Here is a 14619-nt window from a genome sequence, read left to right as displayed (position 1 = left end):
TATGAGAAGCTTTACTGTTGCAAAAAGAATAATAAAACAAATAAAAGGAGATAAACGTTCACTTGGACTTTTGATTGTTGCCCCAATCTTTGTTATATTTTTATTAAATGTAATATTGAATTCCTCACTAAGTAGACCGAAATTAGAAATTATTAACTTACCTTCAAAGGTAAAATCAGAACTTGAAAAAAAGGCTGATATAGTTGCTGTAAAGGATAGATACTTATCATTTAATAAACTTAAAAATAGAGAGATAGATGGAATTGTAGAATTTGCAAATGGGGGTTTAAAGGTTAGTTTAGAGGGTTCAGAAACAGATATAAATGGAGTAGTTAAAAAAAGCATACTAGAGTCAACTTCAAATTATACTAAAGAAATAGTTTCTGATGTAATGAAGTACTCAAAGCTTAAAATTAAACCAATAGAAATTGAATTTCAGTATATTAACGGAAATGAAAATATGTCATTATTTGATTCTATTGCACCTATGATGATGGGATTCTTTATATTCTTTTTTGTATTCCTAATGGCTGGAATAGCTTTTCTAAGAGAAAGGATAAGTGGAACACTAGATAGGCTCCTTGCAACACCTATAAAAAGAATAGAAATAGTATTTGGATACTTTTGGGGCTTTGGATTTTTTGTTTTAATTCAAACCCTTGTTATACAACTATTTATGATATATGGATTAAACCTAATTATAGAAGGCAGTTTCCTTTCTATATTAATAGTAAATGTTCTTTTAGCAGCTGTATCCTTGTCACTTGGAACATTTTTATCCGCATTTGCTAAAAATGAATTTCAGCTTATACAGTTTATTCCAATAGTAATTGTTCCACAAATACTATTCTGCGGATTATTCTCCTTAAGGGAAGCTCCTTTATGGGTGAGTATACTATCGAAGGTATTTCCATTAACTTATGGTGCTGATGCCTTAAGAAGTATAGCTATAAGAGGAGCAAGTTTAAAGGATATATATCTAGATATAGTTGTTTTAATTGGGTATACGTTAGTCTTTATTATATTAAATTCCTTAGTACTTAAAAAATATAGAAGAATATAGCAAGTAAGTCATAAATAAATTAATTAAAGGGTATAGAGTTTTTTCTATACCTTTTTTATTTACAAGTATTACTGCTATAGCTTCATAAATGCTATTATAATTAGGAGAAGTCCACTAATCCACGATAGGTTTAAACTTATCTTTTCATTAATTTTTCGGCCTATAAAGCTACCAAGTATCAGTACAATTGTATTAAATATAAAAGATAATATTATAACTTCAATATAGTTAATACCAACTAAGGCAGCTCCAAAGCCAATAGCCATTCCATCAAGGGAACAAGCTAATGCAATAGAAAAGGCTTCTTTTACACCTACAATTTTCGTTTTATTCCTATCTAAACACTCCTTAGCGACAGACATATCAATATTAAATTTCACATCAAAAATATTAAATGTATAGTTTCTAGAGTTAATTGATTTTCTTCTAAGATATGATTTTAATATGCTTTCAAATAATCTTAAAGAACCTATTAGAAATAAAATAGAAAAACAGATAGCTAAGGTTATGGAAGGGGTTAGTATCCTGCTTATAATAGAACCTAAGAATAAGGATATACCAAGAACTAAGGAGGATACAAGTGTAATTATATTTATCGACTTTATAGGCAGTTTAATATTGTTTGTACCGTATCCAAAGCTTACAACAAATGAGTCAACACATAAAAGGGAAACAAGAAGAATAGATTCGAGCATTTTCATTTCACTCCTTTAAATATTTTATTAATCTATTTTATTAAGAAATATGTAAAGTGTTACAGTTACGTCAACACATTGTTAGCAATATCTCAACAAAATAGATGAATTAGTAGAACTTATATCTTATGTAACTCATATATTTAATTAAGATTAAAACTTTAAGGCTATAAGGAGTGGATAAAGTGGAGGATAGAAATGATAATGGGAAGTTAGGTACTATTTTGAAGAGTTTATTAGAAGAAAATTCATTATCAATTGGTAAGCTAAGTATTAAAACTGAAATTGATAAAGCTACTATATCTAGAATAATAAATAATAAGCAGAAAGCTAATATGAATCACTTAGATAGGTTTTCAAAGGCACTTAATATTTCTTTAGAAGTCCTTTTGCAAGCTGCTGGATACAATTTATCTAAGGTGGATAATAAGATTTGTATGAGGGATAAAGGAACTTACTGTTTTGATGAAAATTATGATGAATTGGAATCCCTATTAAAGATGATAGAACTACCAGAGAATAGTGAACTTAAAAAGACTATATCCTTTGAACTTAAAAAATATGAGGAATATGCAAAAACTACTGAGGGTAAAAATATTATATATGAAAACTTTGAGAAAAAATTAACTAATCTTAATGGAAGTGGTGCATTTCTAGAGAAGTTAACGCATATGTATCAAAGATTTTGTTCCAAGAATACTTCTTTAAGAGAAATTATATTAACAGGAAGTGCGCTTTTATACTTTATAACTTCAACAGATGTCCTGCCTGATTTTATAGTTCCTATTGGTTTTTTAGACGATTTTATCGCTATGAAAATAGTACTTAATTCTATGGATAGTATAGAAGATAAATAATAAATAGAGTTGTAGTGTTATATATTTTAGATTTATTAGGAATAATAACATTAGAGTATATTATGTTTTAAAGGAGAAATAGCGATAATGAATGATAATGTTAAAGTGATTCCCTTAGGTGGACTAGGAGAAATAGGGAAAAATATGACAGTTATTGAATATAAAAATGAAATTATTGTAATTGATTGTGGTGTTGCTTTTCCAGATGAGGAGATGTATGGTGTAGACCTTATAATACCTGATGTAAGTTACTTACTTGATAACAAGGATAAGGTTAAAGGATTTTTTATAACACATGGACATGAGGATCATATTGGTGCATTACCATATATTTTAAAACAGATTAATGTTCCTGTATATGGAACAAAACTGGCACTTGGATTAATAAAAACAAAACTTAAAGAACATGAAATGCTTGATGTAGCAAAGTTATATGATGTTAAAGTTTCAGACACTGTAAATTTAGAATTTTTAAGTGTTGAGTTTATAAGAAATACACATAGTATTGCTGATTCTTGCTCATTAGCTATTCATACACCAGTAGGAGTAATACTACACACAGGGGATTTTAAGGTGGATTATACTCCAATTGATGGCTTAGTTATGGACTTTGATAGAATTTCAGCCCTTGGTAGGGAAGGAGTACTGCTTCTTATGGCAGACAGTACTAACGTAGAGAGAAAGGGATATACAATATCAGAAAGGAAAATTGGTGAAACACTAAGTAGGATTTTTTCTAAGGCAGAGGGTAGAGTTATAGTTGCTACATTTGCATCCAACATCCATAGAATGCAGCAAATTATTGATGCTTCAATTAAGTATGGAAGAAAAGTTGCATTTAATGGTAGGAGTATGGAAAATATATCTAATGTAGCAATTGAACTTGGTTATTTACATCTTCCAGAGGAATATAAGTTAGATATAGACGAACTAACAGATCATAAAAGCGAAGAAGTAACAATAATAACCACAGGAAGCCAAGGTGAATCTATGGCTTCACTTGCTAGGATTGCATTTTCAACCCACAGAAAAATAAAAGTTGAGCCAAATGATCTTTTTATCATTTCTGCTTCGCCTATTCCTGGAAATGATAAGCTAATATCTAGAGTAATTGATAAGTTACTAAGTGAGGGTGCAAAGGTTATATATAAAGATTTGGAAGAGGTACATGTATCAGGACACGCTTGTCAAGAAGAACTTAAACTTATACATACATTAGTACATCCTAAATATTTTATGCCAGTGCATGGAGAGTATAGACACTTAAAATTACATGGAGACCTTGCTAAAAGTCTTGGAATGAATCACGAGAAGGTTTTCATAGTTAAAACTGGGCAAGTACTAGAACTATCAAAACAATCTGCCAATATTTCGGGCAAGGTAAAAACAGGGAAGATTTTTGTAGATGGTATTGGTGTAGGAGATGTTGGAAGTGTAGTTCTTAGGGATAGAAAGGTACTAGCGGAAGACGGAATGTTAACTGTAGTATTTACAATTGAAAGAGAAACATGTACCCTAGCTGCTGGACCAGACATAATTACAAGGGGCTTTGTATATGTAAAAGAGTCTGAGGAGTTAATAAGAGAAGTTAAAGAGATTTCTAGAATTGAAATAGAAAGATGTTTAGAAAGAGGAATTGTGGAGTGGAGCGTTTTAAAGACAACTACTAGAAGAGCAATTGAAAGATTTTTATACGAAAAAACTAAAAGAAGACCTAGCATAATACCTATTATTATGGAAATTTAACTTCATATTATAATTTAATTTACACAGTATATGGTATAGTTATATTATAATAACTATAATAATTGGAGTTGAGACAATGAAAGCAATTTTAGATGTACATGTGCATACTATATCTAGCGGGCATGCATATAGTACAATTAAAGAGAATATTGATGAGGCAGCTAAAAAAGGGATTAAGATTCTTGGAATATCGGATCATGCTCCTACAATGCCTGGAAGTTCAGATATTATTCATTTTCAAAATTTAAGAGTTTTAAAAGAAACTATAAATGGAGTCAGAATCCTTAAAGGAATCGAGGCTAATATTATAGATTTTGAGGGTAATATCGATGTTTCAGATAATGTTTTAGAAGAACTTGACTATGCTATTGCAAGTATTCATCCACCATGTATAAAGGTTGGAGAATGCGAGGAAAATACAAATTCACTAATTAAGGCAATGGAAAATCCATATATAAAAATAATTGGACACCCAGATGATAATAGGGTTCCAATTAATTATGAAGCTTTAGTTAAAGCAGCTAAGGACAATGGAGTACTTCTTGAGGTCAATAACTCGTCATTAAATCCAAATGCTCATAGAGTTGGTGCAAGAGAAAATGTTAAAACAATGCTAAGACTTTGCAAAGAACATGAGGTAATGATAATTTTAGGAAGTGACTCGCATATATATTATGATGTTGGTGAATTCGCTAACTGCATAGATGTATTAGAAGAAGCAGATTTTCCAAGTAAATTAGTTTTAAACTTTACTGAAAACCCTTTAGAGATACTTGGAATAAAATAAATTTATAAAAGATATTGACATATAAATTAAAATATAGTAACATTGCCTTTAAACAATACTGAATTAAAGCATTGATTGAGAGTAGTAGAAAGAAAGAGGTTTTAAAGAGAGATGGACGTATGGTGAGAGTCCTCAAACTATCACTTTTGAACTTGCTCATGAGCAGCGGGGTGAAATTAAGTAAGCTTCGCCGGTTATTACCGTTATTTTAATTAAGAGAAAATTTGGATGGTACCGCGTAAATCGCTCCAATAGGAATGATTTACGCGGTTTTTATTTATTTTATGGCAGTGGGATAAGGGGGAATATAGATGCTAAACTACAAAAAATATAAAAGGTTTGAAACTATTAAGTTAAAGGATAGAACATGGCCAGATAAGGAGATAACTAGTGCACCTATTTGGTGTAGCGTTGATTTAAGAGACGGAAATCAAGCACTAGTTAATCCAATGACTGTTGAAGAAAAGGTTGAAATGTTTAATTTACTTGTAGAAATTGGGTTTAAGGAAATAGAGGTAGGATTTCCATCAGCATCACAAATAGAATTTGACTTTCTAAGAAAACTTGTTGATGAGAATATGATTCCTAATGACGTTACAGTACAGGTATTAACACAGGCAAGACCACATCTTATTGAAAGAACTTTTGAGGCATTAAAGGATGTGAAAAAGGCAGTTGTTCACATTTATAACTCTACATCTATACTTCAAAGAGATGTTGTTTTCAATATGAGTAAAGAAGAAATTAAAAAAATTGCAGTTGATGGAGTAAAGCTTGTAAAAGAGTATGCGGATAAATTTAATGGTGAAATAGTTCTTGAATATTCACCTGAGAGCTTTACAGGAACAGAGGTTGAATATGCACTAGATGTATGTCAGGAAGTTGTAGATACATGGGGTGCAGCTCCTGATAGAAAGGTAATAATTAATCTACCTTCAACTGTTGAAATGGATACTCCAAATGTTTATGCTGATCAAATTGAATGGATGGGAAGAAATTTTAAAAACAGAGATAGTATTATCATAAGTGTACATCCTCATAATGATAGGGGAACAGGAGTTGCAGCAGCGGAACTTGCACTACTTGCTGGAGCTGATAGAATTGAAGGAACATTATTTGGAAATGGTGAGAGAACTGGGAATGTAGATGTTTTAAACATTGCCTTTAACATGTTTTCACATGGTGTAAACCCAGAACTTAACATAGAGGATATTGAAAAGATTATTGATGTATATGAAAGATGTTGTAAGATACCTGTTCATATAAGACATCCTTATGCAGGGGATCTTGTATTTACAGCATTCTCAGGATCACATCAAGATGCTATAAACAAGGGAATTAAAAAATACAAGGAAAGAGATAGTGATATATGGGAAGTACCATATCTTCCTATTGATCCAAGTGATTTAGGACGTAAATATGAAGCATTAGTTAGAATTAATAGTCAATCTGGTAAAGGTGGAGTGGCATTTGTAATGGAACAATATTTTGGATTTAAAATGCCAAAATTAATGCATAAGGAATTTGCAAGTATTATTCAAGGGGTATCAGAGGAAAAGGGTGAAGTATCTGCTGATACAATTATGGATAAGTTTAAGGAAGAGTACTTAGAAAAGGAATCACCATTTAAGTTAATTAAATGTAGAGTTAGCGATGAATCATCTGAAGGAAATGAAGTAACAAGAGTTAATGTTAAGCTTCTTTACCGTGGCGAAGAAATGGATATTGAAGCTGAAGGTAATGGTCCAATAGACTCACTAAAGAAGGCTCTAGTCAAGAATAACCTTGTTAATACTTCAATACTTGATTATAATGAACATTCATTAGGTGGAGGTTCAGAGGCTAAGGCTGCCGCTTATGTTAAATTAAAAAGAGAAGATAATGGAAGTGAAACATATGGTGTAGGTGTAGATAGTAATATTACATTAGCATCTGTAAAGGCTGTATTCAGCGCTATAAATAGACTATATAAATAAATGTAATTATAAAGAGTAGGTTGATATTATATAACCTACTCTTTTGTTTTTATAGTATAAAAATTCCATTAATAATTTTATTTTTTATGCTTGATATTTGTGATAATATATCTTAGTGGTAAATAATAAAAAAGGGTTTTTATTATTGAAAAATAGATTGCGTAATATATTAGAATAGTATTTTACTAAAGAATAAAATTATGTAATAATAGATAAGGATATTTTAAAGTGTAGCGAGGTAGTAGATATGAAGATAGGATTTGATCATGAAAAATACTTGGAAGAACAATCCAAATTTATTTTAGAAAGAGTTAATAATTATGACAAATTATATTTAGAGTTTGGTGGAAAGCTTCTTTTTGATCTTCATGCAAAAAGGGTTTTACCTGGGTTTGATGAGAATGCAAAGATTAAATTATTACACAAGTTAAAAGAAAAAGTAGAAGTTGTAATTTGTGTATATGCAGGAGATATAGAAAGAAATAAAATAAGAGGAGATTTTGGGATCACCTATGATATAGACGTTTTAAGACTTATTGATGATCTTAGAAGTCATGAACTTGATGTTAACAGTGTTGTTATTACTCGATATAACGGACAGCCTGCAACCACAGTTTTCATTAATAAGCTTGAAAGACGTGGAATAAAGGTTTATAAACATGAAGCAACTAAGGGATATCCTACAGATGTAGATACTATAGTAAGTGACGAAGGATATGGTAAAAATCCATACATAGAAACAACAAAGCCTATAGTTGTTGTTACAGCGCCAGGTCCTGGAAGTGGTAAGCTTGCAACTTGCTTAAGCCAGCTATATCATGAATATAAAAAAGGTAAAGTTGCAGGATATTCAAAGTTTGAAACTTTCCCGGTATGGAACGTTCCACTTAAACATCCTTTAAATATAGCGTATGAAGCTGCAACAGCTGATCTAAAGGACGTAAATATGATAGACTCCTTCCATTTTGACGAATACAATAAAGTATCTGTTAACTATAATAGAGATATTGAAACATTCCCTGTGTTAAAGAGAATTATAGAAAAAATTACAGGAGAAGAGTCTATTTATAAATCACCTACGGATATGGGGGTTAATAGAGTAGGCTTTGGAATTATTGATGATGAGATAGTTAAGGAAGCATCAAGACAAGAAGTTATAAGAAGATACTTTAAAACTGGATGTGAATACAAAAAAGGATACGTAGATAAAGATACTTTTGATAGAGTAAAGCTTATTATGGAAGAGCTTAATCTAAAAGAAACAGATAGAAAGGTTGTTATACCAGCTAGAGAACACTCTGCAAAGCTTAAAGAACAATCAACAAAAAATGAGGTTTGTCCAGCTGTTGCTATAGAACTTCAGGATGGTTCAATTCTTACAGGTAAAAGTTCTTGCGTTATGGATGCAACTGCTGCTGTAATATTAAATGCAGTTAAACATTTTGCTAATATTTCTGATGATATACATTTAATATCACCTGTTATACTTGAACCAATTATAAATCTTAAATCTAATACTCTTAATAGTAAAAACACTCCACTAGACTGTGAAGAAATTTTAATGGCATTGAGTATATGTGCAGTTACAAATCCAACAGCTCAAGTAGCCCTTGAAAAATTATCAATGCTTAAGGGGTCTCAAGCACATTCTACTACTATATTAAGTAGAAGTGATGAACAAACATTTAGAAAACTTGGTATAGATATTACAAGTGATCCTGAATACCCAACAGCGAACTTATATTATAATGCATAAATCTTATTCTTATTAAATATGAATTTATATAAAAAGAAACCGTAAAATTATTTTACGGTTTCTTTTTAATTTGTTTAAACTATACACTTAGGTAAAAAAATGTATTATTGTAATCATATGGTAATAGTTTTTATCATAAAAATAATGAATTTAGAAATTGCTTAAGGGGGAATTGTCTTGGTAAGTTTTATTGAATTTTCTAATGTTAAAAAGACATATAAAATGGGTGAGGTAAAAATAAATGCACTTGATGGAGTAGATTTTTCTATTAACAAAGGTGAATTTGTTGTGGTTGCCGGAGCTAGTGGAGCAGGTAAGAGTACTATATTAAATATTTTAGGCGGAATGGATATGCCAACTAGTGGAAGAGTTTTTGTAGACAGTAAAGACATAAGTTCCTATAATCAAAGAAGTTTAACCGCATACAGAAGACATGAAATAGGTTTTGTATTTCAGTTTTATAATTTAGTACAAAATCTAACTGCAATAGAGAATATAGAACTTGCAACACAAATATGTAAAAACCCATTTAATCCTGAGGAAATTCTAGAAGCGGTAGGTTTAAAGAGTAGACGTGATAACTTTCCATCTCAGCTATCAGGAGGAGAGCAACAAAGGATTGCAATTGCAAGGGCTTTAGCTAAGAATCCTAAGCTATTACTTTGTGATGAACCTACAGGAGCTTTAGATTATAATACAGGAAAGTCTATACTTAAACTTTTACAAGACACTAATAGAAAAATAGGTATGACGGTAGTTGTTATAACTCATAACATGGCTTTGGCACCAATGGGAGACAAAATAATTACTGTAAGAAACGGCAAGATACATAACATAGAAAAAAATGAGAAACCAGTACCTGTAGAAAGGATTGAGTGGTAGTTATGAAATTTTCTATTATTAAAGATACTACTCGAGAAGTTAAAAAGTCTATTGGAAGGTTTTTGTCTATATTTTTTATTGTTGCATTAGGGGTAGCCTTTTTTGCAGGTGTAAATGTTGCATCGCCAATAATGGAGTCAACAGCAGATAATTATTTTGATAGAAATAATCTTATGGATATTCAACTTATTTCAAATCTTGGATTAACAGATAGTGATATAAATGAATTGAGCAAAATAAAAGAAGTTAAGAGAACTTCAGGAGGTTATTCCAAAGATGTTCTAACTAATATTGATAAAAAAGAATTAGTAATTAGAGTACATTCACTTGATTTAGATAAATTAAGTGATAAACCTGGAGAATATATAAATAAGCCAAGCCTAGTTGAAGGAAGGTTTCCAGTTAAACTCGGAGAATGTGTAATTGAATCTTCACTAATGGAAAAGAATATTAACATAGGCTCAAAGATAGAGATTTATGGTGATAATAATGAAAGTTTGGAAGATACCTTTAAAAATACTAAGTACACAGTTGTAGGTAAGGTTCAAACACCATATTATATTTCTGAGCAAAAGGGTAGCAGTACAATTGGAAACGGTCAGCTTGATACTTTTATTATGGTACCTAAAGATGAGTTTAAAAGTAAAATATATACTGATGTAAATATAACATTAAAGGGAACAAAAGGTCTACTTTCCTATAGTGATGAGTATGATGAAAATGTGAAAAAGGTAAAAAAAGAAATAGAAAACTTAGGTAAGAAAAGAGCTTCATTAAGATACGATGAAGTTATAAGTGATGCAAATGAAAAGTTAGAAGCTGGAAAGAAAGAGCTAAATGATAAAAGATCCTCAGCATATAAAGAGCTTTCAAATGCAAAAATAAAAATAAATAAAGCTAAGGATGACTTAGAAAAAGGGGAAAAGCAACTAATTAAAAAAGAAAGTAGTTTTAAAAAGCTTATTGAAGACTCCAAATTTAGAATAGATATGGAAGAAAATAATCTTATAGCTAATGAGAAAGCATTAAATAATAGTTATAACGATTTTATAAAAAATAAACCTAGCGTTGAAAAGAATTTAGAGCTTTCTAAAACTAAAATAAGAGAAGAGCAAAATAAAATAAATGAGTTAAAATCTCAAATAAGTTTCATGGAAAATGAAGTAGCCTATGGTAATAAATCAGATATTGAGAAAAAGGAATTAGAGAAGAAAATAATTGATACAAGAAAAACTCTTGTTGAATTAGAATCTTATATAGACAGTGCTAAAAAGAATTTAGATTTAAAGATGCAAGAGTTAGAATTATCTCAAATAAAATTTAAAGAATCTTTTATTACAATTGCCAATGCAAAGGAAGAAATAAGTAAGCAAAGATTAAAAATTAAGAATAGTGAAGTTTTAGCGCAAAAAGAATTTGTTAAAGCTAAAGAAGAGATAAAAAGGGGTAAAGCTAAGATTTTAAGTTCTGAAAATATATATAATAAAAATAAAGAAAAAGCGGATAGAGAGTTTTTAAAAGCGGATAATGAGATTAAACAAAAAGAAAAAGACATAAAAGGTATTAAGGAAGGTAAATGGTATGTACTAGATAGAAATGCTAACTATGGTTTTGTTGACTTTGGAAATTCAGCTGAAAGTATAAGTGCTATTGCAAAGGTATTTCCCTTATTTTTCTTTTTAGTAGCGGCACTTATATGTCTTACAACTATGACAAGAATGGTAGATGAACAAAGAGTAAATATCGGTACATTAAAGGGTCTTGGTTACGATAAAGCCTCTATTGCATTTAAATATATAGTATATGCAGCTTTTGCTAGTATTGGAGGAAGTATACTTGGACTTATTGTAGGATTAACTGTATTTCCTACTGTCATATATAACGCATATACAAGTATGACCTACACACTGCCACCTATAATCTTAAATTTTGATATTGGAGTTTCTTTAATTGCAATCCTTGTAGCTACATTAGTAACTACCTTATCTGCATTGCTTGCTTGTTATAAAGAACTATTAGAGGAACCATCACTTTTAATGAGGCCTAAAGCTCCAAAACAAGGAAAGAGAATTTTACTTGAGAGAATAGGTTTTATATGGAGTAGAATGAACTTTATACAGAAAGTAACTGCAAGAAATATTTTTAGATATAAGAAGCGTTTTTTTATGACTGTGATTGGTATATCAGGCTGTACAGCTCTTTTGGTAAGTGGATTTGGAATTCGTGATTCAATTTCATCAATTGTTGAAAAACAATATGGTGATGTTTTTAAGTATAATGCAGTTGCAAGTTATAAGTCTGAGGTTCTAAGTATTGAAGAAAATAAGAACTTAGAAGCTATATCTAAGGATAAAAGAATTTTAGATTTTGAAAATGTAAGAATAAAGAATATTAATGTATCTAAAGGAAATAAAGAGAAAGAAGTTAATATATTTGTTTTAGAAAATTCAAGTAAAATGAATAGCTTTGTAAATACTATAAATAGAGTATCTGGAGAAAAATATACTATTTCTAATAAAGGGGTAATTATTACAGAAAAGATTTCTAAAATATTAGGAGTTAAAATAGGAGACTTTATATCCATTGAGGATAAAAATAAAAATAAGCATAATGTATTAGTTGAGGGAGTATCAGAAAATTATATTTCTCACTATGTTTACATGACTCCTGAATTTTATAAAAATCTTTTTAATGAGGAAGTAAAATACAATCAAATACTTTTAAAAGTGAAAAATACCAATAAAGAAATTGAAAAAGCTATCTCAATTGATATAATGAAAGAGACAAACATTAATTCCATTAAATTTACTTCAACCTTGATGGAATCATTTGATAGCATGATTTCTAACTTAAATTATGTAGTACTTCTTATGATAGTGTCAGCAGGTGCTCTCGCTTTTGTAGTTTTATATAATCTTACAAATGTAAATATAAGTGAAAGACTAAGAGAGATAGCAACTATAAAGGTTTTAGGATTTTATGATAATGAAGTGTCTTCATATGTATTTAGAGAAAATATTATATTAACTTTTATTGGAAGTTTATTTGGGCTTAGTTTAGGTACTTTTCTTCATAGATTCATTATGGTAACAGCAGAACTTGAATCAATTATGTTTGGAAGAGATATTAAACTATTTAGTTATATTATATCTGCATTATTAACAATTGTTTTTGGGCTTTTAGTTAATTGGTTTATGTATTATAAACTTAAAAAAATAAATATGGTAGAATCTTTAAAGTCAATTGACTAATAATTTTGATTTATAAAAAAGTAGCTCTTTTTAAGGAGTTATAATATGAAGTATATGGTAGGACAAAAGATGAAAAAAATAGATTTAACAAAAGGGAACGTTTTAAAAGTTATACTATCTCTTGCAACTCCATTAGTGGTAACCTCACTTTTGCAATTTGCATATAACTTTGTAAATATGATTTGGGTTGGAGGACTTGGTAGTGGTGCTGTTGCGAGTATAGGAGCATCTAGTATTTACATTGGACTAGGATACTCAGTAAATGCAATGGTGGTTATTGGAGGGAGTGTTAAAGTAGCACATGCCTTAGGAAAAAAAGATGAAGAAGAAGTAAATAAATATATAAATACTTCTTTTATATTAAACTTTACCCTAGGTATAATATTTGGGTCAATTATATTAATTTATGGTAAGAGTCTCATAGGCTTTCTTGGAATAAATGATTTGAAAGTTAATAAGTCAGCTTTATCATATCTTTTAATTAATGGTTCAACAATGGTAATAGTGTTTTTTAATACTTTTTATACTAGAATTTTTTCTAGCTTTGGTAATAATAAAATATCATTAAAGATTAGTGGAATAGGATTGATTTTAAATATAATACTAGATCCAATTTTTATATATACTTTTAAATTAGGTGTAAATGGTGCAGCAATTGCAACGGTGATTTCTAATATCGTTGTATTTATAATGTCGGTTTATTTTTCAAAGGATTTTTATACTGTAAACTTTAAAAAATACTTTGATATTATTGCACTAAAGGAAATAATGAGACTCGGTATTCCAAATTCTATGCAAAGAATAATATTTACTTTGATAAATATTGCCTTAGCAAAAATTATTTCTAAATTCGGAGCTGATGCTATAGCAGCTCAAAAGATTGGACTTCAAATAGAATCAATAACTTTTACTATAATTGGTGGGTTTAATGGAGCTGCTGCAAGTTTTGTTGGTCAAAATTTTGGAGCTAAAAGGCTAGATAGAATAAATAGCGGATATAAAATCTCCTTGATACTCGGAACAATTTATACATTATTTATTACAATTGCATTTATAGCTATACCTGAAAGGTTAGCAGCAATATTTGTGAGAGATATAATAACCATAAAGATTACAGCAGATTACTTAAGAATAATTGGAATTTCACAAATCCTTGCTGCAGTTGAGATGATTACTAATGGTGCGTTTACCGGACTTGGTTCAACAAAATACTCAGCTATTATAAGTGTGTCATTAACAGTAATTAGAGTTCCACTAGCCTTAGTTTTAATTGATTACTTTGAAGTTAATGGAGTTTGGTGGAGTATAGCAATATCTAGTATGTTAAAGGGAATTGTTGCTTTTAGTGTATATAGGTTTATTCTATGGAAAAAGGTAGTTAGAAGAATTAAATACTCTTAATAACTTTAATGATTTTTCTATAAAGACGATAAAACACCTAGAGAAAGTTTTTTCTAGGTGTTTTATAATTTTTGAATAAATATATATATAAATGTATAAAAAAGTAAAAAAATGATGAATTTTTGTTAAATTAATATAAAAAAATAGAAAAAATATGGAAAAGTAGATTAAAAGTAGTATAATAATTAGTAGGGATTAAGCCATA

General features: G+C 29.6%; 10 protein-coding genes and 1 other annotated feature. Of the genes, 9 read left to right on the top strand and 1 reads right to left on the bottom strand.

Going from position 1 to position 14619, the window contains the following annotated elements; genetic code table 11:
- The first annotated feature begins 1 nt into the window (after position 1).
- A complete protein-coding gene (locus tag CLCY_RS01050) occupies positions 2-1063 on the top strand; it encodes an ABC transporter permease (protein ID WP_048569284.1) in 1062 nt (353 codons plus the stop codon).
- 74 nt (positions 1064-1137) lie between these two features.
- Here the strand turns inward: CLCY_RS01050 and CLCY_RS01045 are convergent, their stop codons facing one another.
- Positions 1138-1758 carry a manganese efflux pump gene (locus tag CLCY_RS01045; protein WP_048569283.1) on the bottom strand — a complete coding sequence of 207 codons (621 nt, stop codon included), beginning with the start codon at positions 1756-1758 and terminating at the stop codon, positions 1138-1140.
- Positions 1759-1943: 185 nt separating this feature from the next.
- On the opposite strand from CLCY_RS01045, the gene CLCY_RS01040 reads away from it, so the two are divergent.
- The 8 genes from CLCY_RS01040 (at position 1944) to CLCY_RS01005 (ending at position 14414) form a co-directional block, all read left to right on the top strand.
- The gene (locus tag CLCY_RS01040; protein ID WP_048569282.1) at positions 1944-2615 is read left to right on the top strand and encodes a DUF1232 domain-containing protein; all 672 of its coding nucleotides are present in this window, start codon (positions 1944-1946) and stop codon (positions 2613-2615) included.
- Positions 2616-2702: 87 nt separating this feature from the next.
- A complete protein-coding gene (locus tag CLCY_RS01035) occupies positions 2703-4361 on the top strand; it encodes a ribonuclease J (protein WP_048569281.1) in 1659 nt (552 codons plus the stop codon).
- Positions 4362-4437: 76 nt separating this feature from the next.
- On the top strand, positions 4438-5148 hold the full coding sequence (locus CLCY_RS01030; protein ID WP_048569280.1) for a phosphatase: 711 nt from the start codon (positions 4438-4440) through the stop codon (positions 5146-5148).
- 62 nt (positions 5149-5210) lie between these two features.
- Positions 5211-5402: a binding site (T-box leader), on the top strand.
- Positions 5403-5459: 57 nt separating this feature from the next.
- Entirely contained in the window at positions 5460-7124 is a 1665-nt protein-coding gene (gene leuA, locus CLCY_RS01025; RefSeq protein ID WP_048569279.1) for a 2-isopropylmalate synthase, read from the top strand.
- Positions 7125-7371: 247 nt separating this feature from the next.
- Positions 7372-8880 carry a DUF1846 domain-containing protein gene (locus CLCY_RS01020; protein WP_048569278.1) on the top strand — a complete coding sequence of 503 codons (1509 nt, stop codon included), beginning with the start codon at positions 7372-7374 and terminating at the stop codon, positions 8878-8880.
- Between the two features lie 177 nt (positions 8881-9057).
- Positions 9058-9762 (top strand): ABC transporter ATP-binding protein, encoded by a 705-nt coding sequence (locus CLCY_RS01015; protein ID WP_048569277.1) that lies wholly within the window; start codon positions 9058-9060, stop codon positions 9760-9762.
- Positions 9763-9764: 2 nt separating this feature from the next.
- A complete protein-coding gene (locus tag CLCY_RS01010; protein ID WP_048569276.1) occupies positions 9765-13013 on the top strand; it encodes an ABC transporter permease in 3249 nt (1082 codons plus the stop codon).
- Positions 13014-13082: 69 nt separating this feature from the next.
- A complete protein-coding gene (locus tag CLCY_RS01005) occupies positions 13083-14414 on the top strand; it encodes an MATE family efflux transporter (RefSeq protein ID WP_048569344.1) in 1332 nt (443 codons plus the stop codon).
- Positions 14415-14619: the final 205 nt, after the last annotated feature.

This window comes from Clostridium cylindrosporum DSM 605 (assembly GCF_001047375.1).
In the GTDB taxonomy this organism is placed as follows: Bacteria; Bacillota; Clostridia; order Clostridiales; family Caloramatoraceae; genus Clostridium_AB; species Clostridium_AB cylindrosporum.
The sequence above is the reverse complement of the archived record's forward strand: the minus strand, read 5'-3'. Positions and strand labels throughout refer to the sequence as shown.

Bases quoted from the DNA above. Each gene is read 5' to 3' on its own strand.
- CLCY_RS01035 (WP_048569281.1), top strand. From the start codon at position 2,703: ATGAATGATAATGTTAAAGTGATTCCCTTAGGTGGACTAGGAGAAATA.
- leuA (WP_048569279.1), top strand. From the start codon at position 5,460: ATGCTAAACTACAAAAAATATAAAAGGTTTGAAACTATTAAGTTAAAG.
- CLCY_RS01030 (WP_048569280.1), top strand. From the start codon at position 4,438: ATGAAAGCAATTTTAGATGTACATGTGCATACTATATCTAGCGGGCAT.
- CLCY_RS01050 (WP_048569284.1), top strand. From the start codon at position 2: ATGAGAAGCTTTACTGTTGCAAAAAGAATAATAAAACAAATAAAAGGA.
- CLCY_RS01005 (WP_048569344.1), top strand. From the start codon at position 13,083: ATGAAAAAAATAGATTTAACAAAAGGGAACGTTTTAAAAGTTATACTA.
- CLCY_RS01045 (WP_048569283.1), bottom strand. From the start codon at position 1,758: ATGCTCGAATCTATTCTTCTTGTTTCCCTTTTATGTGTTGACTCATTT.
- CLCY_RS01020 (WP_048569278.1), top strand. From the start codon at position 7,372: ATGAAGATAGGATTTGATCATGAAAAATACTTGGAAGAACAATCCAAA.
- CLCY_RS01010 (WP_048569276.1), top strand. From the start codon at position 9,765: ATGAAATTTTCTATTATTAAAGATACTACTCGAGAAGTTAAAAAGTCT.